The following is a 22231-nucleotide window of genomic DNA, read 5'->3' as shown; positions in this document are numbered from 1 at the left end:
TCCTTATTGATGGATGGTTGACATGAAAATAATAACCACATCTGCGCCGCTTCATAAAACCCAGCTGGCGCTGGGAATTATGCTGGCCTGTGGATTAAGCTGTACACCTATTTACGCGGCTGAAAACAACACGGATACGAAAAAGGCGATGTCCACGCCTTCGCGTTTCAACTCGGCATTTTTTAAGCACTCCGGCTCCGGCGAGATGCCGGTAGATCTCTCGGTGTTTGAAAAAGGCGGTCAGCCTCCTGGCAACTATCGCGTTGATATTTTGGTCAACAAGCGTCGGGTTGATACCCAGAATATAAACTTCTCCGTTGATAATGACGGCCAGCTAACCCCTTGCCTCAGCGTCGCGCAGCTAAAAAAATACGGCGTCAATGTTTCCGCCTACCCTGCGCTGACGCAGAAAGGCAATGACTGCGCGAATCTGCTGGCGATTAAAAGCCTCTCCACCCTCTTTGATTTTAATAAACAGCAATTACAGATAAGCGTTCCGCAGGCAGCGCTGGCCAACGACATCCGGGGATATATTCCACCGGAAGACTGGGATGAAGGTATCAACGCGCTGATCCTCAACTATGACTTCACCGGCGATGAAACCCGCCAGCGACACGGCGGCGACATATCTGATAGCCGGTACGCCAACCTGCGGCCGGGGATGAATATCGGTGCCTGGCGTATCCGCAACTACTCGACGTGGAACCACAATGACGACGGCAGCGAGGAATGGGATTCTGCGTACACGTATGCCCAGCGCAATATTCCGGCCTGGGGTAGCCAACTGACCCTTGGCGAGAGCATGACCAATTCCGATGTGTTTACCAGTGTGCCGTTTACCGGTGCGCAAATCGAAAGCGACGATAGCATGCGGCCCGACTCGCAGCGTGGCTACGCACCGGTAGTACAGGGGATTGCCCGTACTAACGCGCAGATTATCGTCCGGCAAAACAATTACGTTATTTATCAGAATTATGTCTCTGCGGGTGCATTCTCCATCAAGGACTTGTACTCAACGGGCGGCTCCGGGGATTTGTACGTTACGGTAAAAGAGCAGGATGGCTCAGAACAGAACTTTGTCGTGCCGTACGCATCGCTGGCCAACCTGCAGCGTGAAGGCACGCTGGATTATGCAATAACCACCGGGCGCTATCGCCCGGATGATTCAGGGGTGAATGAAACGTCGTTTACCCAGGCCTCGGCGAGCTACGGCCTGCCCTGGGGGCTAACCCTGTACGGCGGTGGGCAGTTCGCCAGCCATTACCAGTCGCTGGCCATTGGGCTGGGTAAAAATATGGGGGGCTGGGGGGCGCTGTCTGTGGATGTCACGCAATCCTGGGGTACGCCAGAAGAACCGATTGATGAAGAGGTAAAAGAGAGCGGGCAATCATCACGCATTCGCTACAGCAAATCTATCCAGGAAACGGGCACAACCCTCACCATGGCAGGATACCGCTACAACAGTGACGGTTACTATGAGATGGCGGACATCCTCGATACCTGGGGTAACAGCGGCCCTATCCTTCCTGACCGGCGTCGTAACCGGGGTGAAATCAGCCTGAGCCAACCGTTTGGCGGTAACTTTGGTTCAATATCCGGCTCGCTGGTACGCGAGGATTACTGGAACACCGGGCAACAGATGAACTCCTGGCGGGTAAGCTGGAACAACCACTGGCGCGCAGTGAGCTACAGCCTGGGCTACAGCTACAACAAGAACACCCAATCCTATGACCGGCGCGAACGCTACAGCAAAGATGAAGTCTTCTCGCTGAGTATCTCCGTACCGCTGGAAAAACTGCTGCCGAAGTCATGGGCGACCTACAGCATGAACTCAACCAAAGGTGGCGACACGGTTCACTCTGCCACACTTAGCGGCTATGCCCTGGAAGGCGACGCGCTGAACTGGAGTGTGCAACAAGGTTACGTCGACGTTGACGACGACGATAACACCTATAACGGCAGCCTGCGCGCAACCTACAACGGGACCTACGGTACGGTTCAGGGCGGCTACAGTTACGATGATTATAGCAAAAGGACCGACTACGGTATGTCGGGGTCGGTGATCGCTCACGCCAACGGGGTAACGCTGGCACAGGAGCTGGGTGAAACCAACGCGCTGGTGAAAATTCCAGGAGCGTCCGGTGTGCGGGTAGCGAATAACGACGGGGTTCGTACCGACTTCCGGGGGTATACGGTGGTGAACACCATGACGCCATACCGTGAAAACGAAGTGAATCTGGATACCGAAACGCTGCCGGAAGATATCGATCTGACAGAAACCAGCCAGACGCTGGTGCCAACGCGAGGCGCGCTGGTGCGGGCAGAATACAAGGCAAATGTCGGTGAAAGAGCGCTGGTTACCTTGCTGCGCAGCAACGGCAGCGTAGTGCCGTTTGGTGCGATGGTGACGCAGGAAAGCGGCGCCGGGCAAAGCGCGATTGTCGGTAATGACGGCGAGGTGTACCTCGCAGGGCTGAGTGATAACACCACGCTGCTGGCGAAGTGGGGCAATAATCAATCCTGTCGCATGGTGTACCACAGTGCGGCGACACCGCCGGTCACCGGGGTAACGATGGCCAAAGGAGAATGTAAATAATGAAAGGGAAGCTGGTTTTACTCATGGTGGGCGCGCTGGCAGTAGGATGCTCCCAGAGCGCGTTGGCGGACTGTCAGATTGATCCGGTATCAGATGCAGGCTTATTTTATGGGGGGGTGTGGCTGGATTATAACAAGTACGACGATCCGAGCCCGGGGATAGTCTCATATGAAGTGCTTGACGGCTTTGCCGGTAGTGTCAAGTGTAATAAAGATGGCGGGTGGATAGAGCTGGAGATGGTGTCCTCCTACGCCCCTGCGGGGGTGTACGATGCGCAGAAAACGTCGATTTCCGGCATCGGGGTGAAGCTTACGGCGGATATTGCAATGAATAACTTTTCCGGTATGGAAAAGGACGTGGTGTTAACCAACGGGTCATTTACCTCCAGGCGTTGGGAGATTCCTGCCTCAGAGGACACCCTACCTCGGTACTTCACTGTTGCCAAATACCCGAAGTATGAGTTTTTGGCTATTGGCCCAAAGGACCCAAAAGGCGGGGTTTTTAGCGAGCAACCCATACTTAAATTGCGCGCTGGGGGAGCTGGGGGAGAGGAGGGTACCCCTTCTGAATCGGTTATCTTTGGTATTAGCAGCGGCTCCCGTGCTGTTGCAACATGCAATGTACTATCGACATCGGAGCTTAACTTTACTATGCGAACCGTCATGGCCAACCATTTGGCAGAGGACCCAGGCGAACACGGTGGTCTTGGAAGGCTTAGCTCAACGAAGGTACGTCAATCGATAGGACCTATTAGGTGCGACAGCGATCTGAATGTGCAATTCACAATCAGTGATACGGGCAATCTTCATCCGGGGATGGATAACGTTCTGGATTCAGTAAAAGGTGACGGTTACACAGAGGGGCTCGGCGCCACATTCCAGTACAACATTACTGAGGATGGAGATACGAGCGAAGAGAACAAAGTCGATGTGATATTCGGCCAACCGATCTATTTGCGGGATGGCGATATCGACTCTGTCTCACCGAAGCTTGTGTTTAAGCTCTACGCCTACTACTACCGATTTGGCGACATAAAACCCGGCCAGTTTCAATCCACTGCGGTATTGAACATTAAAATTCAGTAATGCGCGAGGGACACGCTATGAACAATTATTTATTCAAATACTCTGGCGCTGCGCTTCTTCTGTGGGTCAGTTGTCTGCCGCCTTCTCTGGCAGTGTATGGGCCGCAATTGCAAAAGGGGGAGGAGGTCGATATTCCCATCAGCGTCACTGGGGTGATTAAGGCCTCCTGTGAAATTAAGGGCAATGAAGAAATTATGGATCTCGATATGGGCGAGGTGGCAATACAGCCAACCTTTAATTGGGTCTCATTTAACAACCGCAAGCTCACCATAACCGGGGACTGTGTGAAAAACGGTCGGGATGGCAACGGGGCTATTATCCGTTTTGAAGGCCAAATGGTTGACGGCGATAATGGCACTGTTTTCGCCAATGAGCTGGATGATGAATATGATGAGAATGTGGCAAAAGGCGTCGGGATACAAATGAAGGTGATGGGCACGGGAGGGGATATTAGTGACGGTGCGATTCGCAATCTCGCTGCTTACACGCTACCGGCCGCGAGCGGAAGCGATGATTCTATCGTGTTAACCTTTGCCGGGAAATTAACCTATCTGACCGACCAGTCGGCGGCGGTACCGGGAAATGTCAGAACCAATATTTACATGACGCTGATTGTTCCCTGAACCCGGTTAGCGTCCCCTCGTATAAAACATATGGCCCGGAGAGTATCCGGGCCATTTTTTACGCCGCATTACGGCTCAAATGGCCGCCGCTGGAATTGGTCATGCCCACACTTCGGGCATAACGGCAGCACGTCCGGCGTGTACACCGCTAAATGGAAGTGGCATTTCTCGCACACCAGATTGCCCAGCCCCACCACTTCACCGCTGTGATACACGCCGTGATGACTCAGATCCTGGAATACCTCACGCCACTCCAGCTGCGTTTTATCAGTAATATCCGCCAGCTCCTGCCAGATGCTCTCTTTAATCACTCGCATAAAGACGCTGTCAGTCTCCTCGTCGAGACTCTCTTCATAACTCAGCGCAAACTCTTCCAGATCGCGCCTGACGGCCCGCGTCAGCTCATCGATTTCGGTTCGCGTTAACTCCCCGGTCTGCATAACGCGCTGGCGCGCCTGGTCTACCAGCGCATCAATGTCGCGTTCGCCATTGCGCAGACGTTCGCTAAGTGACGCCACCAGTTCACGGTAATATTGAGCAACCTTGTTCATCGCTTCGCCTCCTGGGTCGTTAACTGCCTATAATAATAGACGTTATTTACGAAACGCTTTGCAAGACTGTCCACAGAGTATGTAAATTCGTGCAAGATTTATCCTTGCGAGAATTCAATGCTGAATGCGCGAAAGGCTGTTTTGACGCGGGCGTTTGGGCTATGCTATGCGGATCTGAAACACCACATCTAAAGCTACGTTTGTAGCTGTATTGAAAACAGGACCACTGGCTGCCATGCAAGAGCAATACCGCCCGGAAGAGATAGAATCCAAAGTACAGCTTCACTGGGATGAGAAGCGCACATTTGAAGTTACCGAAGACGAGAGCAAAGAGAAGTATTACTGCCTGTCTATGCTTCCCTATCCTTCTGGTCGACTACACATGGGCCACGTACGTAACTACACCATCGGTGACGTGATCGCCCGTTACCAGCGTATGCTGGGCAAAAACGTCCTGCAGCCCATTGGTTGGGATGCGTTCGGCCTGCCAGCTGAAGGCGCAGCGGTTAAAAACAACACTGCCCCGGCACCATGGACGTACGACAACATCGCCTACATGAAAAACCAGCTCAAAATGCTGGGCTTCGGTTATGACTGGAGCCGCGAGCTGGCGACCTGCACCCCGGAATATTACCGCTGGGAACAGAAGTTTTTCACCGAGCTGTATAAAAAAGGCCTGGTGTACAAGAAAACCTCTGCGGTCAACTGGTGCCCGAACGACCAAACCGTACTGGCGAACGAGCAGGTTATCGACGGTTGCTGCTGGCGCTGCGATACCAAAGTTGAGCGTAAAGAGATCCCACAGTGGTTTATCAAAATCACCGCTTACGCTGACGAACTGTTGCGCGACCTGGATAACCTGGATCACTGGCCTGACACAGTGAAAACGATGCAGCGTAACTGGATCGGTCGTTCTGAAGGCGTGGAAATCACCTTCGATGTCACCGGTTATGACAACACGCTCACCGTTTACACCACCCGCCCGGACACCTTTATGGGTGCCACTTACCTGGCGGTTGCAGCGGGTCACCCGCTGGCGCAGAAAGCGGCGGCAAACAATCCGGAACTGGCGGCTTTCATCGACGAATGCCGCAACACCAAGGTTGCCGAAGCCGAAATGGCAACCATGGAGAAGAAAGGCGTCAACACTGGCTTTAAAGCGATTCACCCGCTGACTGGCGAAGAGATCCCGGTATGGGCAGCGAACTTCGTGCTGATGGAATACGGCACGGGTGCTGTAATGGCCGTTCCTGGCCACGATCAGCGCGACTACGAATTTGCCACCAAATACGGTCTGAACATTAAGCCGGTCATTCTGGCTGCTGACGGTTCAGAACCGGATCTGTCCGAACAGGCTCTGACTGAAAAAGGCGTGCTGTTCAACTCAGGTAAATTTGACGGTCTGTCCTTTGAAGACGCGTTCAACGCCATTGCCGACGAACTGGTCGCTAAAGGGGTTGGTGAGCGCAAAGTCAACTACCGTCTGCGCGACTGGGGTGTTTCCCGTCAGCGTTACTGGGGCGCGCCGATCCCGATGGTTACTCTGGAAGATGGCACCGTACTGCCAACCCCGGAAGATCAACTGCCGGTTATTCTGCCGGAAGACGTGGTCATGGACGGTATCACCAGCCCGATCAAAGCCGATCCTGAGTGGGCGAAAACCACCGTTAACGGTATGCCTGCGCTGCGTGAAACTGACACCTTCGACACCTTTATGGAATCTTCATGGTACTACGCGCGCTATACCTGCCCGCAGTATCAGGAAGGCATGCTGGACTCTAAAGCCGCGAACTACTGGCTGCCGGTTGACATCTACATTGGCGGTATTGAACACGCCATCATGCACCTGCTCTACTTCCGCTTCTTCCACAAACTGATGCGTGACGCGGGCATGGTGAACTCTGACGAACCAGCGAAACAGTTGCTGTGTCAGGGCATGGTGCTGGCAGATGCCTTCTACTACGTTGGTGCAAACGGCGAACGTAACTGGGTTTCTCCGGTTGACGCGATCGTTGAGCGCGACGAAAAAGGCCGTATCGTTAAAGCGAAGGACGCGGAAGGTCATGAGCTGGTGTATACCGGCATGAGCAAAATGTCCAAGTCTAAAAACAACGGTATCGACCCGCAGGTGATGGTTGAGCGTTACGGCGCGGACACCGTACGTCTGTTTATGATGTTTGCCTCTCCGGCTGATATGACCCTGGAATGGCAGGAATCTGGCGTTGAAGGGGCAAACCGCTTCCTGAAACGTGTCTGGAAACTGGTTTATGAGCACACCTCCAGGGGTGATGTTGCCAGCCTGAACGTTGAAAGCCTGAGCGAAGATCAGAAAGCTCTGCGCCGTGACGTTCACAAAACTATTGCTAAAGTTACCGATGATATCGGCCGTCGTCAGACCTTTAACACCGCGATTGCGGCAATTATGGAACTGATGAACAAGCTGGCGAAAGCACCGACCGAAGACGAACAGGACCGCGCCCTGATGCAGGAAGCGTTGCTGGCCGTTGTACGTATGCTGAACCCGTTCACCCCTCACGTTTGCTTCACCTTGTGGCAAGCGCTGAAAGGCGAAGGCGATATCGACAACGCGCCATGGCCTGTTGCTGACGAAAGCGCAATGGTCGAAGACTCTACGCTGGTTGTTGTCCAGGTTAACGGTAAAGTACGTGGCAAAATCACCGTTCCGGTAAACGCCACTGAAGAGCAGGTTCGTGAACGTGCTGGCCAGGAACACCTGGTGGCAAAATATCTTGATGGCGTTACCGTACGTAAAGTGATTTATGTACCAGGTAAACTCCTCAATCTGGTCGTTGGCTAAGCGCGGGAGGAAGCGTGCGACATCTGACAACATTGTTGTTATCCCTGGTGGTGCTGGTCACCGCCGGGTGTGGCTGGCATCTGCGTAGTACCACGCAGGTGCCCCCCACGATGAAAACTATGATTCTGAACTCAGGCGATCCGAACGGCCCCTTAAGCCGCGCGGTACGTAATCAGCTGCGTCTTAACGGCGTGGAGTTGCTTGAAGACGGTTCAATGCGTAAAGATGTCACGTCCTTACGTCTTGGTACGGTCAGCATCTCTCAGGATACGGCGTCTGTGTTCCAGAACGGTCAAACGGCTGAATACCAGATGGTGATGTCAGTCAATGCCTCGGTATTGATCCCTGGACATGATATTTATCCGATCAGCGCTAAAGTCTATCGTTCGTTCTTTGACAACCCACAAGCGGCACTGGCGAAGGATAACGAGCAGGATATGATCATCAAAGAGATGTATGACAAAGCAGCCGAACAGTTGATTCGTAAGCTGCCAAGCGTACATATCGCCGATGCTCAGTCATCCAGTGATGATGTACAGCCTGCGGTGACGAAAACAGCAGCGCCAGCATCTTCTCCGGCGCGTGTTTCCACCACGCTGGGTAACTGATGCTCAAGTTGTACCCTGAACAACTCCGCGCACAGCTCAAAGAAGGGCTGCGCGCGGCGTATTTACTACTGGGCAACGATCCCCTCCTGTTACAGGAAAGCCAGGACGCGATTCGTCTGGCTGCCGCTACGCAAGGGTTCGAAGAACACCACGCTTTCACCATCGACACCAGCACCGACTGGGGCGCTATTTTTTCACTGTGCCAGGCAATGAGCCTGTTTGCCAGCCGTCAGACCTTGCTCCTGCAGTTGCCCGAAAATGGTCCAAATGCAGCGATTAACGAACAGCTTGCCACGCTCGTCACCCTGCTCCATGACGATCTGCTGCTGATTGTTCGCGGCAATAAGCTGACCAAAGCGCAGGAAAATGCCGCATGGTATAGCGGACTGGCAAGCAATGCGGTCCAGATCAGTTGCCAGACACCAGAGCAGGCACAGCTTCCGCGCTGGGTTGCTGCAAGGGCGAAGCAAAATAACCTGCAACTGGATGACGCCGCCAACCAGCTATTGTGCTATTGCTATGAAGGCAATCTGTTAGCGCTGGCACAGGCGCTGGATCGATTATCATTACTCTGGCCCGATGGCAAACTCACGCTTCCCCGCGTGGAGCAAGCCGTTAACGATGCCGCGCACTTTACCCCCTTCCACTGGGTGGATGCGCTGCTGATGGGCAAAAGCAAACGCGCGTTGCACATTTTGCAGCAGTTGCGCCTTGAAGGTAGTGAACCGGTCATTCTGCTGCGAACTCTGCAGCGTGAACTATTGCTGCTGGTAAATCTTAAACGCCAGTCTACCCATACGCCGTTACGCACATTGTTTGATAAACATCGGGTGTGGCAAAACCGTCGTGGCATGATGGGAGATGCGCTAAATCGGCTGTCTCCTGAGCAGCTACGTCAGGCAGTGACGCTGCTAACACGTACGGAAATAACGCTTAAACAAGACTACGGTCAGTCAGTATGGGCTGAGCTTGAGGGACTTTCCCTTTTGCTGTGCCATAAACCACTGGCCGATGTATTTATTGATGGTTGATATGAAATCATTGCAGGCTCTGTTCGGTGGCACCTTTGATCCGGTGCATTATGGTCATCTTAAACCCGTTGAAATTCTGGCTAATCTGATTGGCCTTTCCCGGGTCATCATCATGCCTAATAATGTGCCGCCCCATCGTGCACAACCTGAGGCCTCCAGTGCACAGCGTAAGCATATGGTTGAACTGGCAATCGCCGATAAGCCATTGTTTATCCTGGATGAACGTGAATTGAAACGTGATACCGCCTCCTATACCGCACAGACGCTAAAAGAGTGGCGCGCGGAGCAAGGTCCGGAGGTTCCGCTGGCCTTTATTATTGGTCAGGACTCGCTGCTCACCTTCCCTTCCTGGCACGACTCCGACACCATCCTGGACAATACCCACCTCATCGTATGTCGACGTCCGGGGTATCCGCTGGAAATGGTTCAGGAACGGCATCAGCAATGGCTGGAACGTCATCTGACCCACACGCCAGATGACTTACACAACCTTCCCTCAGGAAAGATTTATCTGGCAGAAACGCCGTGGTTCAATATTTCCGCCACGCTTATTCGCGAGCGTATCGAAAAGGGCGAGCCATGCGACGACTTATTGCCCGGTTCCGTTCTGGACTATATCAATCAGCAAGGGCTGTACCGTTAAGCGTGAGGCTTAATGCCGCCAGCAGACGGTTATTCTCCTCCTCACCACGAACAGCTACCCGGTAATAACGCGCATCCAGCCCCGGGTAGTTAGCGCAACTGCGGATCAAAATATGCTGCTCGAGTAGCGATCTTTGCAGATCAATACCAGCCCGATCGCAACGCAACAGGCGATAATTTGCCAGACCAGGATAAACCGTTAAACCGGGCTGATTTTTCAACTGCTGATCAAAACGCTTCCCTTCTTGCTCCAGCCATTTCCATGTTGCCTGTTGATAGGCGCTATCCCGCAGGATCATCTCTCCCGCAAGGGCGGCAAATGCATTGATTGACCAGGGCATTTGCCGACTGCGCATGTGCGCGACGGCCTGCTCATTGCTGTTGATCAGATACCCCAAACGCAGTCCAGGGATCGCATAAAACTTGGTTAGTGAGCGCAGTACCCAAATATGTGGATTCGCTTGCAACAGCGGGATGAATCCCTGCTCACCGGCAATAAAATCAATAAACGCTTCATCAAGGATCAGGGCAATTCCGAGGGTTTCACAACGTTTTGCGATCTCTTGTAGCAGGTGGTTATCGGGCAACAGCCCGGTAGGGTTGTTGGGCGTACAGAGAAAAAGGCAGTCCAGTTGCGGCGTTAACGCATCAAGAATGGCATCAGTAAGCTGCCAGCCGTCTTCTTCACACAACGCAAATTCATGTATTGCGCATTCACCCCATTGCAGCGCCCGGCGGTATTCAGCAAATCCAGGGATAACGATCATCGCATGGCGCGGCTTCAGGCTATTAACCAGCGTAAAGATTGACTCTGTTTCACCGTTTCCGGCGAGGATCCACGAGGACGGAATGTGGTGATGCTCCGCCAGTGCAGCGTGCAGATGGGCGTATTCGACATCCGGGTAACGTTCAGCGCAATCCAAATTGTCGATCAGCGCGCGTTTTAAACTTGCTGGCATACCCAGCGGATTAATATTCGCGCTAAAATCCAGCAATTGCTCAGGCGGGATGCCCAACAATGCTGCGGCTTCTCGTGTGTTCCCGCCATGCGCGCTCTTCAATAAAGACATCGTGCCGCTCCACTTAAAAAAGAGTATTTTATTGAAAAATCTCTGCGCAATCAGGGCAAACATCATATTTTGTGCGAATAGCCTCACGAGGAAACAATGAGACTTTGGTTAGTACGCCACGGAGAAACCGAAGCCAATGTGGCCGGATTATACAGCGGCCATGCGCCTACGTCGTTGACTGAGCGGGGAATTGCTCAGGCCAAAACGTTATCGACGCTGTTACGCAACGTTCCTGTTGAACACGTGCTGTGCAGTGAACTTGAGCGAGCTCGCCATACGACACAGTTGATCCTGGCGGATCGCGACGTTCCGCTACGCATTATGCCTGAGCTAAACGAGATGTTCTTTGGCGACTGGGAAATGCGTCATCATCGCGACCTTGCGCGTGAGGACGCAGAGAATTACGCCATATGGTGTAACGACTGGCAAAATGCAACGCCGACCAATGGCGAAGGATTTCAGGCATTTTCACAACGCGTTGAACGGTTTATTGCACAACTGGCTGATTATAAAGAAAGCGAGAACCTGCTTGTGGTCAGCCATCAGGGTGTTTTGAGCGTGTTGATCGCCCGTCTTCTGTCAATGCCTGCGGCGTCAATGTGGCATTTTCGCGTCGAACAAGGTTGCTGGAGCGCGATTGATTTCTGTGACAATTTTGCCGTGCTGAAAGTCCTGAACAGCCGGGCAGTTTGGCACAAAGGTGAGTGAAAGCTCTGTTTTTTCTGCTCAGGAGCCTTTCGCCCATTGACACCCCATGACAGGCTGCTATTCTCCGCAGCCTGACTTTTCCCGCCCTTCAGAGCTTTGCAGAAATTGTTTTACAAAAATGGCGATGCATTCTGTTGCGTGGGGTGGGATGATAGCGCACTTCAAAAGCGCTTTCGGAGACATTTGTCCCGATATCGCCTCTGGTTCAGGTATACTAACAGACGTTTTTAACTCTTTTCACCCAGGGGGAACACTTGCAGGGTAAAGCACTCCAGGATTTTGTAATCGACAAAATTGATGACCTGAAAGGTCAAGACATCATCGCCTTAGACGTTCAGGGCAAATCCAGTATCACTGACTGCATGATTATCTGCACTGGCACGTCCAGCCGCCATGTCATGTCTATCGCTGACCACGTTGTTCAGGAATCCCGCGCAGCTGGCCTGTTGCCGCTTGGCGTAGAAGGCGAGAACGTAGCTGACTGGATCGTTGTTGACCTCGGCGATGTGATTGTCCACGTTATGCAGGAAGAGAGCCGTCGCCTGTACGAACTGGAAAAACTCTGGAGTTAATGCGTGAAGCTGCAACTTGTCGCTGTGGGTACAAAAATGCCTGACTGGGTGCAAACCGGGTTTACGGAGTATCTCCGCCGGTTTCCAAAAGACATGCCCTTTGAGCTTATCGAAATCCCGGCAGGAAAACGCGGCAAGAACGCGGATATAAAACGCATTCTCGACAAAGAGGGTGAACAGATGCTGGCTGCCGCAGGCAAAAATCGCATCGTCACCCTCGATATTCCCGGAAAACCCTGGGATACGCCACAGCTGGCAACCGAGCTGGAACGCTGGAAACTGGATGGTCGTGATGTCAGTCTCCTGATTGGCGGACCGGAAGGGCTGTCCCCAGCCTGTAAAGCCGCAGCGGAACAAAGCTGGTCACTCTCTGCATTAACCCTTCCTCACCCGCTTGTTCGGGTACTGGTAGCAGAGAGTCTGTACAGGGCGTGGAGCATTACCACCAACCATCCATATCACCGTGAGTGATCATTGAGTCTTGAGTAGATTAAGCAGCGGATGAAACTACAGAATTCTTTTCGCGACTATACGGCTGAGTCCGCGCTGTTTGTGCGTCGGGCGCTGGTTGCTTTTTTGGGGATTTTGCTGCTCACCGGTGTGCTGATCGCCAACCTTTATAATCTGCAAATCGTTCGTTTCACTGATTATCAGACCCGCTCAAACGAAAACCGTATCAAACTGGTGCCTATCGCGCCCAGCCGCGGCATCATTTATGACCGCAACGGCATTCCCCTCGCCCTAAACCGCACCATCTATCAAATAGAAATGATGCCGGAGAAGGTCGATAACGTTCAGCAAACACTGGACGCGCTACGGAGCGTGGTTGATCTGAATGACGACGATATTGCCGCCTTTAAGAAAGAGCGTTCACGTTCCCATCGCTTCACTTCAATCCCAGTGAAAACAAACCTGACGGAAGTGCAGGTGGCGCGATTCGCCGTTAATCAGTACCGTTTTCCTGGCGTCGAAGTAAAAGGCTACAAACGCCGTTACTATCCCTACGGCTCAGCGCTGACTCACGTTATTGGCTACGTATCAAAGATCAACGATAAAGACGTTGAACGCCTGGATAAAGACGGCAAGCTGGCCAACTATGCTGCCACCCACGATATTGGCAAACTGGGTATCGAGCGCTATTACGAAGATGTACTTCACGGCCAGACCGGTTATGAAGAAGTTGAAGTAAACAACCGTGGTCGCGTCATTCGCCAGTTAAAAGAGGTCGCACCGCAGGCCGGGCATGATATTTATCTCACGCTTGATTTGAAGCTTCAGCAGTATATCGAAACGCTGCTGGCGGGTAGCCGCGCCGCCGTTGTCGTAACAGACCCACGCACCGGTGGTGTACTGGCGCTGGTTTCAATGCCCAGCTACGATCCTAACCTGTTTGTAGATGGTATCTCCAGCAAAGATTATTCAGGGTTACTTAACGATCCCAATACCCCGTTGGTTAACCGCGCGACGCAAGGTGTTTACCCCCCTGCTTCAACGGTTAAACCTTACGTGGCGGTTTCCGCGTTAAGCGCGGGCGTGATTACCCGTAATACCGGCCTGTTCGATCCAGGCTGGTGGCAGTTGCCCGGCTCCGAAAAACGCTACCGTGACTGGAAAAAGTGGGGCCATGGTCATCTGAATATCACCCGCTCTCTGGAAGAGTCGGCAGATACGTTTTTCTATCAAATCGCCTATGATATGGGGATAGATCGACTTTCGGAGTGGATGAGTAAATTTGGCTACGGCCATTACACTGGCATCGATCTCGCCGAAGAGCGCGCAGGTAACATGCCTACCCGCGAATGGAAGCAAAAACGGTTTAAAAAGCCGTGGTACCAGGGTGATACAATTCCGGTCGGTATCGGTCAGGGCTACTGGACAGCAACCCCTATCCAGATGAGTAAGGCGCTGATGATCCTTATCAATGACGGCATGGTCAAAGTCCCACATCTGCTGATGAGCACAGCGGAAAACGGCAAGCAAGTGCCGTGGGTACAGCCGCATGAACCTCCCGTCGGTGACATTCACTCCGGTTACTGGGAAATCGCCAAAGACGGTATGTACGGCGTAGCTAACCGCCCCAACGGTACCGCACACAAATATTTTGCTGGCGCACCGTACAAAATTGCCGCGAAATCCGGTACTGCGCAGGTCTTTGGTCTGAAAGCCAACGAAACCTATAATGCGCATAAAATCGCCGAACGTTTACGCGACCATAAGCTGATGACGGCATTCGCGCCCTACGATAAACCTGAGGTCGCCGTCGCGATGATCCTCGAAAACGGTGGCGCCGGTCCGGCTGTAGGTACACTCATGCGCCAGATCCTTGACCACATTATGTTGGGCGACAACAACACCAATCTGCCTGCGGAAAACCCAGCGGTTGCAGCAGCTGAGGACCAATAATCGTGACGGATAATCCGAACAAAAAGACATTCTGGGATAAAATTCATATCGATCCCACTATGTTACTCATTTTGCTGGCGCTGCTGGTTTACAGCTCGCTAGTTATCTGGAGCGCCAGCGGCCAGGATATTGGCATGATGGAGCGCAAGGTAGGCCAGATCGCGATGGGTCTGGTGATCATGGTGGTAATGGCGCAAATCCCCCCCAGGGTTTATGAAGGCTGGGCGCCCTATCTCTATATCATCTGTATCATCCTGCTGGTCGCGGTGGATGCATTCGGCGCGATTTCCAAAGGCGCGCAGCGTTGGCTCGATTTGGGCATCGTGCGTTTTCAACCCTCTGAAATTGCCAAGATTGCCGTTCCACTGATGGTGGCTCGCTTTATTAACCGTGATGTTTGTCCGCCATCGCTGAAGAATACCGCCATTGCGCTGGTATTGATTTTCATGCCTACCCTGCTGGTTGCCGCGCAACCTGACCTGGGAACCTCTATCCTGGTTGCCCTTTCCGGTTTGTTCGTTCTGTTCCTGTCAGGCTTAAGCTGGCGTTTAATCGGCGTCGCCGTTGTACTGGTCGCAGCGTTTATCCCGATACTCTGGTTCTTCCTGATGCATGATTACCAGCGCCAGCGTGTAATGATGCTTCTCGATCCAGAAACCGATCCGCTGGGTGCGGGTTATCACATTATTCAGTCTAAAATTGCTATTGGTTCCGGCGGTCTGCGCGGTAAAGGCTGGCTACACGGAACGCAGTCACAGTTGGAGTTTTTACCCGAGCGTCATACGGACTTTATCTTTGCCGTTTTAGCCGAAGAGCTGGGCCTGGTCGGGATATTAATACTGCTGACGCTGTACATTCTGCTGATTATGCGCGGATTATGGATCGCTGCCCGAGCGCAAACGACCTTTGGTCGCGTCATGGCTGGCGGTTTAATGTTGATATTATTCGTTTATGTCTTCGTAAATATTGGTATGGTGAGCGGTATTCTGCCCGTTGTAGGGGTTCCACTCCCACTGGTCAGTTACGGAGGCTCTGCACTGATAGTGCTGATGGCCGGGTTCGGGATTGTCATGTCGATCCACACCCATAGAAAAATGTTGTCGAAAAGCGTGTAAGGGGTACGCAATGCGTAAGCAGTGGCTTGGAATCTGCATCGCAGCAGGAATGCTCGCGGCATGTTCGAATGATGATGGTCAGCAACAGGTTGCTGTCGCGCCGCAGCCTGCGGTGTGTAATGGTCCGATTGTTGAAATCAGCGGGGCCGATCCGCGCTTTGAACCCCTGAACCCGACGGCGAATCAGGATTATCAGCGTGACGGTAAGAGTTACAAGATAGTCCAGGATCCCTCTCGCTTCAGTCAGGCCGGTCTGGCTGCTATTTACGACGCGGAACCTGGTAGCAATTTAACCGCTTCAGGGGAAGCGTTCGATCCGATGCAGTTGACTGCGGCGCATCCGACACTACCGATCCCAAGCTATGCCCGGGTAACTAACCTGGCCAATGGCAGGATGATCGTGGTGCGCATTAACGATCGCGGCCCTTATGGTAACGATCGCATCATCTCTCTTTCGCGTGCATCCGCCGATCGCCTGAACACCTCGAACAACACCAAAGTGCACGTAGATCCTATTATCGTCGCGCCGGATGGTTCTTTGTCAGGACCCGGTATGGCCTGTACGACTGTTGCGAAACAAACATACGCCCTGCCCTCACGTCCGGATTTGAGCGGTGGTGGCAGTATGCCTTCCGCGCCGGATGCAGGTCAGCCGCAAACGGATATCCGCCCTATCAGTAATTCAACGCTGAAAAGCGATGACCCAACCGGCGCGCCGGTTAATAGCGGTGGTTTCCTCGGTGCACCAACGACGCTCGCCGCTGGTGTGCTGGAAGGCAGCGAACCAACGCCTGCTCCACAGCCCACTGTCGCTACGCCAGTCACCTCAACCGCTCCGGTATCTGCTCCCGCTGCCGCCATCACTCCTGCGGCAACAGCCAACGGGCGTTACGTGGTTCAGGTTGGTGCCGTCAGTGAGCAGAGCCGCGCGCAGCAGTATCAGAAACGTTTAAGCCAACAGTTTGGCGTTCCGGGCCGTGTGGTACAAAACGGTGCCGTTTGGCGTATTCAGATGGGGCCGTTCGCCAGCAAAGCTGAAGCCTCTACGTTGCAGCAACGTCTTCAATCCGAAGCACAATTACAGTCCTTCATCACCGGCGTGTAGTAACGTAAACCAGGTATCCGAGTTGTCAATTTCTGTAAATGACATTAACAAAGTCACGCGGAAAGTCGGATGCCTGTAAGTTACGCATTTGCTATAGTAGGGCACTTTTTTTAATTTCATCACGGACGTCGTAGTTCAGACCATGAAGACCACTTTTTCCGCTCGTTTCGTGCAGCGCATGGCGCTCACCGCGGCTCTCTGCGCAGCCTCTCTCTCTGCTGCCCATGCCGATGACCTGAATATCAAAACCATGATCCCGGGCGTTCCGCAGATCGATGCGGAGTCGTATATCCTGATCGATTACAATTCAGGCAAAGTTCTGGCAGAACAAAATGCTGACACACGCCGCGATCCCGCCAGCCTGACCAAAATGATGACCAGCTACGTCATCGGCCAGGCAATGAAAGCAGGCAAGTTCAAAGAAACCGATCTGGTCACCGTCGGCAATGACGCGTGGGCTACAGGAAACCCGGTATTTAAAGGTTCATCCCTGATGTTCCTCAAGCCGGGTATGCAGGTTCCCGTTTCACAGCTGATCCGTGGGATTAACCTGCAATCAGGTAACGATGCCTGTGTTGCAATGGCCGATTTCTCTGCCGGTAGCCAGGATGCTTTCGTCGGTCTGATGAACAGCTATGTGAATGCACTGGGGCTGAAAAACACCCACTTCCAGACCGTTCATGGCCTGGATGCTGAAGGTCAGTACAGCTCTGCACGCGATATGGCGTTGATTGGTCAGGCACTGATCCGCGACGTGCCTAACGAATACTCTATCTATAAAGAAAAAGAGTTCACTTTTAACGGCATCCGTCAGCTAAACCGTAACGGTCTGCTGTGGGATAACAGCCTGAATGTTGACGGGATTAAAACCGGTCACACCGATAAGGCTGGTTATAACCTCGTGGCATCGGCAACCGAAGGTCAGATGCGTCTGATCTCCGCAGTCATGGGTGGTCGCACCTATAAAGGCCGTGAAACCGAAAGCAAAAAACTGCTGACCTGGGGCTTCCGTTTCTTTGAAACCGTAAATCCGCTGAAAGTCGGTAAAGAGTTCGCTTCTGAACCAGCCTGGTTTGGTAATACCGATCGTGCATCGTTAGGCGTTGATAAAGATGTCTACCTGACTATTCCGCGCGGCCGTATGAAAGACCTGAAAGCGAGCTATGTTCTGAATACAACTGAACTGCATGCTCCGCTGCAGAAAAACCAGGTTGTCGGCACTATTAACTTCCAGCTGGATGGGAAAACCATTGAACAACGTCCACTGGTTGTACTGCAGGAAATCCCGGAAGGTAACTTCTTTGGTAAAATCATTGATTACATTAAATTAATGTTCCATCACTGGTTTGGCTAAAAATTGAACACTTGAAAGTGTGATTTACGTCCCCATATACTAGGTATCCAGATAACTCCCACTCAGCGTGGGAGTTATTATTTTTTGATGTAACGCCGGAGCTGACATGAAAACCAAACTTAACGAACTGCTTGAATTCCCTACTCCATTTACTTACAAAGTAATGGGGCAGGCGTTGCCTGAGCTGGTTGATCAGGTGGTTGAAGTGGTACAGCGCCATGCGCCAGGTGATTACTCCCCAACGGTAAAACCGAGCAGCAAAGGCAACTACCACTCGGTCTCTATTACGATCACTGCTACGCACATTGAGCAGGTTGAAACACTGTACGAAGAATTAGGCAATATCGACATCGTTCGTATGGTGCTGTAAAAGCCTGTCGGTTACCCGGAGCACTCCGCTCGGGTAACCTCTCTCCCCCACCCCTGTGATATACTTTTCCCCTCTTTTACATTCTCTACTCTGAATTTCGAGTTGCAGCAAGACGGTAAGACAGCGAATCCCCGGGAGCTTATTCAAGTAAGTGACTGGTGTGAGTTAGCGCCAACACCCTACCTGCCACTTGAAAGACGACGAGTATCTACGGAGATGCCGTTTTGTATCAGGATAAAATTCTTGTCCGCCAGCTTGGTCTTCAGCCTTACGAGCCAGTCTCTCTGGCCATGCACGAATTCACCGATACCCGCGATGAAAACAGCCATGACGAAATCTGGCTGGTAGAGCATTATCCTGTCTTTACTCAGGGTCAGGCAGGTAAAGCAGAGCACGTACTGATGCCGGGGGATATTCCGGTTATCCAGAGCGACCGTGGCGGTCAGGTGACATACCACGGACCAGGCCAGCAGGTTATGTATGTTCTGTTGAACCTGAAACGACTTAAGCTGGGTGTACGCGAACTGGTCACGCTGCTGGAAAACACTGTTGTTAACACCCTTGCTGAAATGGGCATCGACGCTCACCCGCGAGCCGACGCGCCAGGCGTTTATGTTGGTGAAAAGAAAATCTGCTCGTTAGGGTTACGTATCCGTAAAGGATGTTCATTTCACGGTTTAGCGTTAAATGTGGATATGGATTTGTCACCTTTCCAGCGCATCAATCCTTGCGGCTATGCCGGGATGGAGATGGCGAAGGTATCGCAGTGGGATAGTAATGCAACAACAGAGAGCGTCCGCCCTCGCTTGTTAGCAAACATCTTAGCGCTGCTGGGCAACCCGCCTCATGAATATATATCAGACTAAACGTGCGCATTGAAGGACCTGGATATGGCAGGTCATACGATCAAAGTGACGTCTGAAAAGCGGGGCATACTTTGCCACAGCAAATGTTGGGCAAATGGCACAAAACAACAACTATTTTACATTTTGCCAGCCTGTCAGGCTGCTTTATGGCCCGTTTCAATGATATACTGCGTATCACTAATTCAAAAATAGTTGATAAATACAACATTCCCTTGAATTGAAACGCTTTCCTTCGTTATTCGCAACTGGAACACGCACGCTATGAGTAAACCCATTGTGATGGAACGCGGTGTTAAATACCGCGATGCCGATAAGATGGCTCTTATCCCGGTAAAAAATGTGGCAACAGAGCGCGAAGCCCTGCTGCGTAAACCGGAATGGATGAAAATAAAACTTCCAGCGGACTCCACTCGCATCCAGGGCATCAAAGCAGCAATGCGCAAAAATGGCCTGCACTCTGTGTGCGAAGAAGCTTCCTGCCCTAACCTGGCTGAATGTTTCAATCACGGAACCGCAACCTTTATGATCCTCGGCGCAATTTGTACCCGCCGGTGTCCGTTCTGTGACGTTGCCCATGGACGTCCGGTTGCCCCTGATGCCAACGAACCATTAAAACTGGCTCAGACAATTGCAGACATGGCGCTACGCTATGTCGTCATCACCTCAGTCGACCGTGACGATCTGCGTGATGGTGGCGCTCAGCACTTTGCTGACTGCATCACTGCTATCCGTGAGAAAAGCCCTACGATTAAAATCGAAACGCTGGTACCGGACTTCCGTGGTCGTATGGATCGCGCGCTGGATATCCTTACGGCAACCCCGCCAGATGTATTCAACCACAACCTCGAGAACGTGCCGCGTATTTACCGCAACGTTCGTCCGGGTGCTGATTACAACTGGTCGCTGAAACTTCTGGAACGTTTCAAAGAAGCGCATCCGGAGATCCCAACCAAATCAGGTCTGATGGTGGGTCTGGGTGAAACCAATGCCGAAATCATTGAAGTTATGCGCGATCTGCGCCGTCATGGCGTAACGATGTTGACGCTGGGGCAGTATTTGCAGCCAAGCCGTCACCATTTGCCGGTTCAGCGCTATGTTAGCCCGGATGAGTTTGATGAAATGAAAGCCGAAGCAATGGCGATGGGCTTTACCCATGCCGCCTGCGGTCCGTTTGTTCGCTCTTCTTACCATGCAGATATGCAGGCAAAAGGGCTGGAAGTTAAGTAATCGCGTAATACTCGCTTACATTTCAGCAATAAAAAACCGGCAAATTTGAACTGCACCCAAAAAGTTGGACACCCAACGAAGTAAGGTGCAGTTTTTTATGAGCAAGTATTCTCTCAGCTTTAAGCTTGAGGTTGTGCAGCACTATCTTTCCGGGCAGGAAGGACAGGAAGCGACGGCAAAACGTTTTGGTATCGATCACAGTGCCGTTCGTAAGTGGTCTGCTGCCTGGAAGCTTCATGGCGAAGCCGGGCTTACAACCCGGCATTTTACCTATTCTCCTGCGTTTAAAGAGTCCGTTATCCTGCATATGCGTGAACACCACCTGTCTGTTCGCGAAGTCTGTGCAAAATTCATTATCCCGGCCTTTTCCACTGTTTGTCAGTGGGAACGACTGTATGATGAAGGGGGATTAGAAGCCCTTACAGACAGCCGACGCAGGAAAAAAACGATGCCAGAACACCCTGAGAATCACCCTGTCCCTCCTTTGCAGGCTCCTCTTGACCCGGATGAACGTGAGGAGCTTGAACAACTGCGTGCTGAAGTGGCATATCTAAAAAAGCTGCAGGCCTTACTCAGGGAAAGGAGCACGTCAGGACGCGGGATAAAGCGCAGGTCGTGAATGAGTTAAGGCTGAAGTTCTCTCTTGCACGCTTGTTAAACGCCGCAGGGCTGGCGAGAAGCACGTTCTACTGGCAACTGGCCAGCGGTAAAAAACCAGACAAATATGCTGATGACAAGCAGCAGATTTTAACGCTGTTCCATAAACATAAAGGACGGTATGGATACAGGCGAATCACGCTGGCTGGCCGCCGGGAAGGAAGCTTACTGAACCATAAAACGGTTCACAGGTTAATGAAGGCTCTGGGTTTAACCTGTTGTATCAGAAGGAAGAAATATAACTCTTACAAAGGCCGGTATGGGAAAGTTGTGGGTAATGTACTGAACCGGCAGTTCAGTGCGGATAAGCCCAACCAAAAGTGGGTTACAGATGTCACGGAATTTAAAATCAGCGGAGAAAAGCTGTATCTGTCCCCGATTCTGGATCTGTATAACGGAGAAATAGTTGCGTACCAGATGGGGCCCCGTCCTCTTCTGTCGATGGTGGATAACATGCTGTCGAAGGCTATATCTGTACTGGGCAAAAACGAATACCCGCTGCTCCACTCAGATCAGGGCTGGCAATATCAGATGGCACATTATCAGAACCGGCTTAAGGAGGCGGGTCTGAGACAGAGCATGTCAAGGAAGGGGAACTGTCATGACAATGCAGTGATGGAGAGCTTCTTCGGCACACTGAAATCTGAGTGTTTTTACCTCACGGAACACGAGAATATCAGCGAGTTGCGCATGGCTATCGATGACTATATCCACTATTACAACCATGAAAGAATAAAACAGAAACTGAAAGGCCTGAGTCCGGTAGAATACCGAATCCAGGCCCAGATAACCGCTTAAAATAAACTGTCCAATATTATGGGGTCAGTTCA

The 22231-nt window shown here is 52.2% G+C and carries 20 protein-coding genes; 18 read left to right on the top strand and 2 right to left on the bottom strand.

Annotated elements, in window-relative coordinates; all coding sequences use genetic code 11:
• Positions 1-22: 22 nt before the first annotated feature.
• From OGX98_RS03715 to OGX98_RS03705, 3 genes are read left to right on the top strand one after another with little or no spacing between them, the layout of a single operon-like run.
• Positions 23-2596, top strand: a complete 2574-nt coding sequence (locus tag OGX98_RS03715) for a fimbria/pilus outer membrane usher protein (RefSeq protein WP_082138887.1) — start codon at positions 23-25, stop codon at positions 2594-2596.
• A complete protein-coding gene (locus tag OGX98_RS03710; protein ID WP_286594841.1) occupies positions 2596-3681 on the top strand; it encodes a fimbrial protein in 1086 nt (361 codons plus the stop codon). The genes OGX98_RS03715 and OGX98_RS03710 overlap by 1 nt, the downstream gene beginning before the upstream one ends.
• Positions 3682-3698: 17 nt before the next feature.
• Positions 3699-4304: a fimbrial protein gene (locus tag OGX98_RS03705; RefSeq protein WP_286594840.1), complete on the top strand. Its 606-nt coding sequence runs from the start codon at positions 3699-3701 to the stop codon at positions 4302-4304.
• 68 nt (positions 4305-4372) lie between these two features.
• Here OGX98_RS03705 and OGX98_RS03700 read toward each other — a convergent pair whose 3' ends face one another.
• Entirely contained in the window at positions 4373-4855 is a 483-nt protein-coding gene (locus OGX98_RS03700) for a zinc ribbon-containing protein (protein ID WP_284097110.1), read from the bottom strand.
• Between the two features lie 235 nt (positions 4856-5090).
• Between OGX98_RS03700 and leuS the strand changes: the two genes are divergently transcribed.
• Genes leuS through nadD form a run of 4 tightly spaced genes read left to right on the top strand, consistent with a single transcriptional unit; the run spans position 5091 to position 9955 of the window.
• Positions 5091-7673 carry a leucine--tRNA ligase gene (gene leuS / locus OGX98_RS03695; RefSeq protein WP_136345292.1) on the top strand — a complete coding sequence of 861 codons (2583 nt, stop codon included), beginning with the start codon at positions 5091-5093 and terminating at the stop codon, positions 7671-7673.
• A gap of 14 nt (positions 7674-7687) precedes the next feature.
• Positions 7688-8281 carry an LPS assembly lipoprotein LptE gene (lptE, locus tag OGX98_RS03690; RefSeq protein ID WP_048221864.1) on the top strand — a complete coding sequence of 198 codons (594 nt, stop codon included), beginning with the start codon at positions 7688-7690 and terminating at the stop codon, positions 8279-8281.
• Positions 8281-9312, top strand: a complete 1032-nt coding sequence (gene holA / locus OGX98_RS03685) for a DNA polymerase III subunit delta (RefSeq protein ID WP_045441039.1) — start codon at positions 8281-8283, stop codon at positions 9310-9312. The genes lptE and holA overlap by 1 nt, the downstream gene beginning before the upstream one ends.
• A 1-nt stretch (position 9313) precedes the next feature.
• A complete protein-coding gene (nadD, locus tag OGX98_RS03680) occupies positions 9314-9955 on the top strand; it encodes a nicotinate-nucleotide adenylyltransferase (protein ID WP_136345291.1) in 642 nt (213 codons plus the stop codon).
• Here nadD and cobD read toward each other — a convergent pair.
• Positions 9930-11024 carry a threonine-phosphate decarboxylase CobD gene (cobD, locus tag OGX98_RS03675; protein WP_045449491.1) on the bottom strand — a complete coding sequence of 365 codons (1095 nt, stop codon included), beginning with the start codon at positions 11022-11024 and terminating at the stop codon, positions 9930-9932. The genes nadD and cobD overlap by 26 nt on opposite strands.
• Before the next feature lie 96 nt (positions 11025-11120).
• Between cobD and OGX98_RS03670 the strand changes: the two genes are divergently transcribed.
• From OGX98_RS03670 to OGX98_RS03620, 11 genes are all read left to right on the top strand, one after another.
• Positions 11121-11732 (top strand): adenosylcobalamin/alpha-ribazole phosphatase, encoded by a 612-nt coding sequence (locus OGX98_RS03670; RefSeq protein ID WP_286594839.1) that lies wholly within the window; start codon positions 11121-11123, stop codon positions 11730-11732.
• A gap of 254 nt (positions 11733-11986) precedes the next feature.
• Positions 11987-12304, top strand: coding sequence for a ribosome silencing factor (rsfS, locus tag OGX98_RS03665; RefSeq protein ID WP_045441037.1), 318 nt, complete (start codon positions 11987-11989; stop codon positions 12302-12304).
• Positions 12305-12307: 3 nt separating this feature from the next.
• Positions 12308-12775, top strand: coding sequence for a 23S rRNA (pseudouridine(1915)-N(3))-methyltransferase RlmH (rlmH, locus tag OGX98_RS03660; protein WP_003022725.1), 468 nt, complete (start codon positions 12308-12310; stop codon positions 12773-12775).
• A 30-nt stretch (positions 12776-12805) separates the two neighbouring features.
• On the top strand, positions 12806-14707 hold the full coding sequence (gene mrdA / locus OGX98_RS03655) for a peptidoglycan DD-transpeptidase MrdA (protein WP_045441036.1): 1902 nt from the start codon (positions 12806-12808) through the stop codon (positions 14705-14707).
• Between the two features lie 2 nt (positions 14708-14709).
• Complete coding sequence (mrdB, locus tag OGX98_RS03650; RefSeq protein ID WP_045441035.1) at positions 14710-15822, top strand: peptidoglycan glycosyltransferase MrdB; 1113 nt, start codon at positions 14710-14712, stop codon at positions 15820-15822.
• Positions 15823-15832: 10 nt separating this feature from the next.
• A complete protein-coding gene (gene rlpA, locus OGX98_RS03645; protein WP_286594838.1) occupies positions 15833-16927 on the top strand; it encodes an endolytic peptidoglycan transglycosylase RlpA in 1095 nt (364 codons plus the stop codon).
• A 142-nt stretch (positions 16928-17069) separates the two neighbouring features.
• Positions 17070-18281 (top strand): D-alanyl-D-alanine carboxypeptidase DacA, encoded by a 1212-nt coding sequence (dacA, locus tag OGX98_RS03640; RefSeq protein ID WP_045441033.1) that lies wholly within the window; start codon positions 17070-17072, stop codon positions 18279-18281.
• 106 nt (positions 18282-18387) lie between these two features.
• Entirely contained in the window at positions 18388-18651 is a 264-nt protein-coding gene (gene ybeD / locus OGX98_RS03635; RefSeq protein ID WP_003022706.1) for a DUF493 family protein YbeD, read from the top strand.
• A gap of 224 nt (positions 18652-18875) precedes the next feature.
• Positions 18876-19517 carry a lipoyl(octanoyl) transferase LipB gene (lipB, locus tag OGX98_RS03630; protein ID WP_286594837.1) on the top strand — a complete coding sequence of 214 codons (642 nt, stop codon included), beginning with the start codon at positions 18876-18878 and terminating at the stop codon, positions 19515-19517.
• A gap of 261 nt (positions 19518-19778) precedes the next feature.
• On the top strand, positions 19779-20744 hold the full coding sequence (gene lipA / locus OGX98_RS03625; protein WP_045441031.1) for a lipoyl synthase: 966 nt from the start codon (positions 19779-19781) through the stop codon (positions 20742-20744).
• A 97-nt stretch (positions 20745-20841) separates the two neighbouring features.
• Positions 20842-22199, top strand: a protein-coding gene (locus OGX98_RS03620; RefSeq protein WP_286594712.1) for an IS3 family transposase whose coding sequence is annotated in 2 segments (ribosomal slippage) — positions 20842-21304 and positions 21304-22199 — 1359 coding nt in all. Because the reading frame shifts where the segments join, the coding sequence is not laid out codon by codon here.
• Positions 22200-22231 lie beyond the last annotated feature (32 nt).

The sequence above is a fragment of the Citrobacter sp. Cm046 genome (genome assembly GCF_030333065.1).
Classification (GTDB): Bacteria; Pseudomonadota; Gammaproteobacteria; order Enterobacterales; family Enterobacteriaceae; genus Citrobacter; species Citrobacter murliniae.
This window is presented reverse-complemented; position numbering and strand designations above follow the sequence as displayed.

Excerpts from the sequence above, each read along its gene's own strand:
- OGX98_RS03715 (WP_082138887.1), top strand. The coding sequence starts at position 23 with ATGAAAATAATAACCACATCTGCGCCGCTTCATAAAACCCAGCTGGCG.
- OGX98_RS03710 (WP_286594841.1), top strand. The coding sequence starts at position 2,596 with ATGAAAGGGAAGCTGGTTTTACTCATGGTGGGCGCGCTGGCAGTAGGA.
- OGX98_RS03705 (WP_286594840.1), top strand. The coding sequence starts at position 3,699 with ATGAACAATTATTTATTCAAATACTCTGGCGCTGCGCTTCTTCTGTGG.
- OGX98_RS03700 (WP_284097110.1), bottom strand. The coding sequence starts at position 4,855 with ATGAACAAGGTTGCTCAATATTACCGTGAACTGGTGGCGTCACTTAGC.
- leuS (WP_136345292.1), top strand. The coding sequence starts at position 5,091 with ATGCAAGAGCAATACCGCCCGGAAGAGATAGAATCCAAAGTACAGCTT.
- holA (WP_045441039.1), top strand. The coding sequence starts at position 8,281 with ATGCTCAAGTTGTACCCTGAACAACTCCGCGCACAGCTCAAAGAAGGG.
- nadD (WP_136345291.1), top strand. The coding sequence starts at position 9,314 with ATGAAATCATTGCAGGCTCTGTTCGGTGGCACCTTTGATCCGGTGCAT.
- cobD (WP_045449491.1), bottom strand. The coding sequence starts at position 11,024 with ATGTCTTTATTGAAGAGCGCGCATGGCGGGAACACACGAGAAGCCGCA.
- OGX98_RS03670 (WP_286594839.1), top strand. The coding sequence starts at position 11,121 with ATGAGACTTTGGTTAGTACGCCACGGAGAAACCGAAGCCAATGTGGCC.
- mrdA (WP_045441036.1), top strand. The coding sequence starts at position 12,806 with ATGAAACTACAGAATTCTTTTCGCGACTATACGGCTGAGTCCGCGCTG.
- rlpA (WP_286594838.1), top strand. The coding sequence starts at position 15,833 with ATGCGTAAGCAGTGGCTTGGAATCTGCATCGCAGCAGGAATGCTCGCG.
- dacA (WP_045441033.1), top strand. The coding sequence starts at position 17,070 with ATGAAGACCACTTTTTCCGCTCGTTTCGTGCAGCGCATGGCGCTCACC.
- ybeD (WP_003022706.1), top strand. The coding sequence starts at position 18,388 with ATGAAAACCAAACTTAACGAACTGCTTGAATTCCCTACTCCATTTACT.
- lipA (WP_045441031.1), top strand. The coding sequence starts at position 19,779 with ATGAGTAAACCCATTGTGATGGAACGCGGTGTTAAATACCGCGATGCC.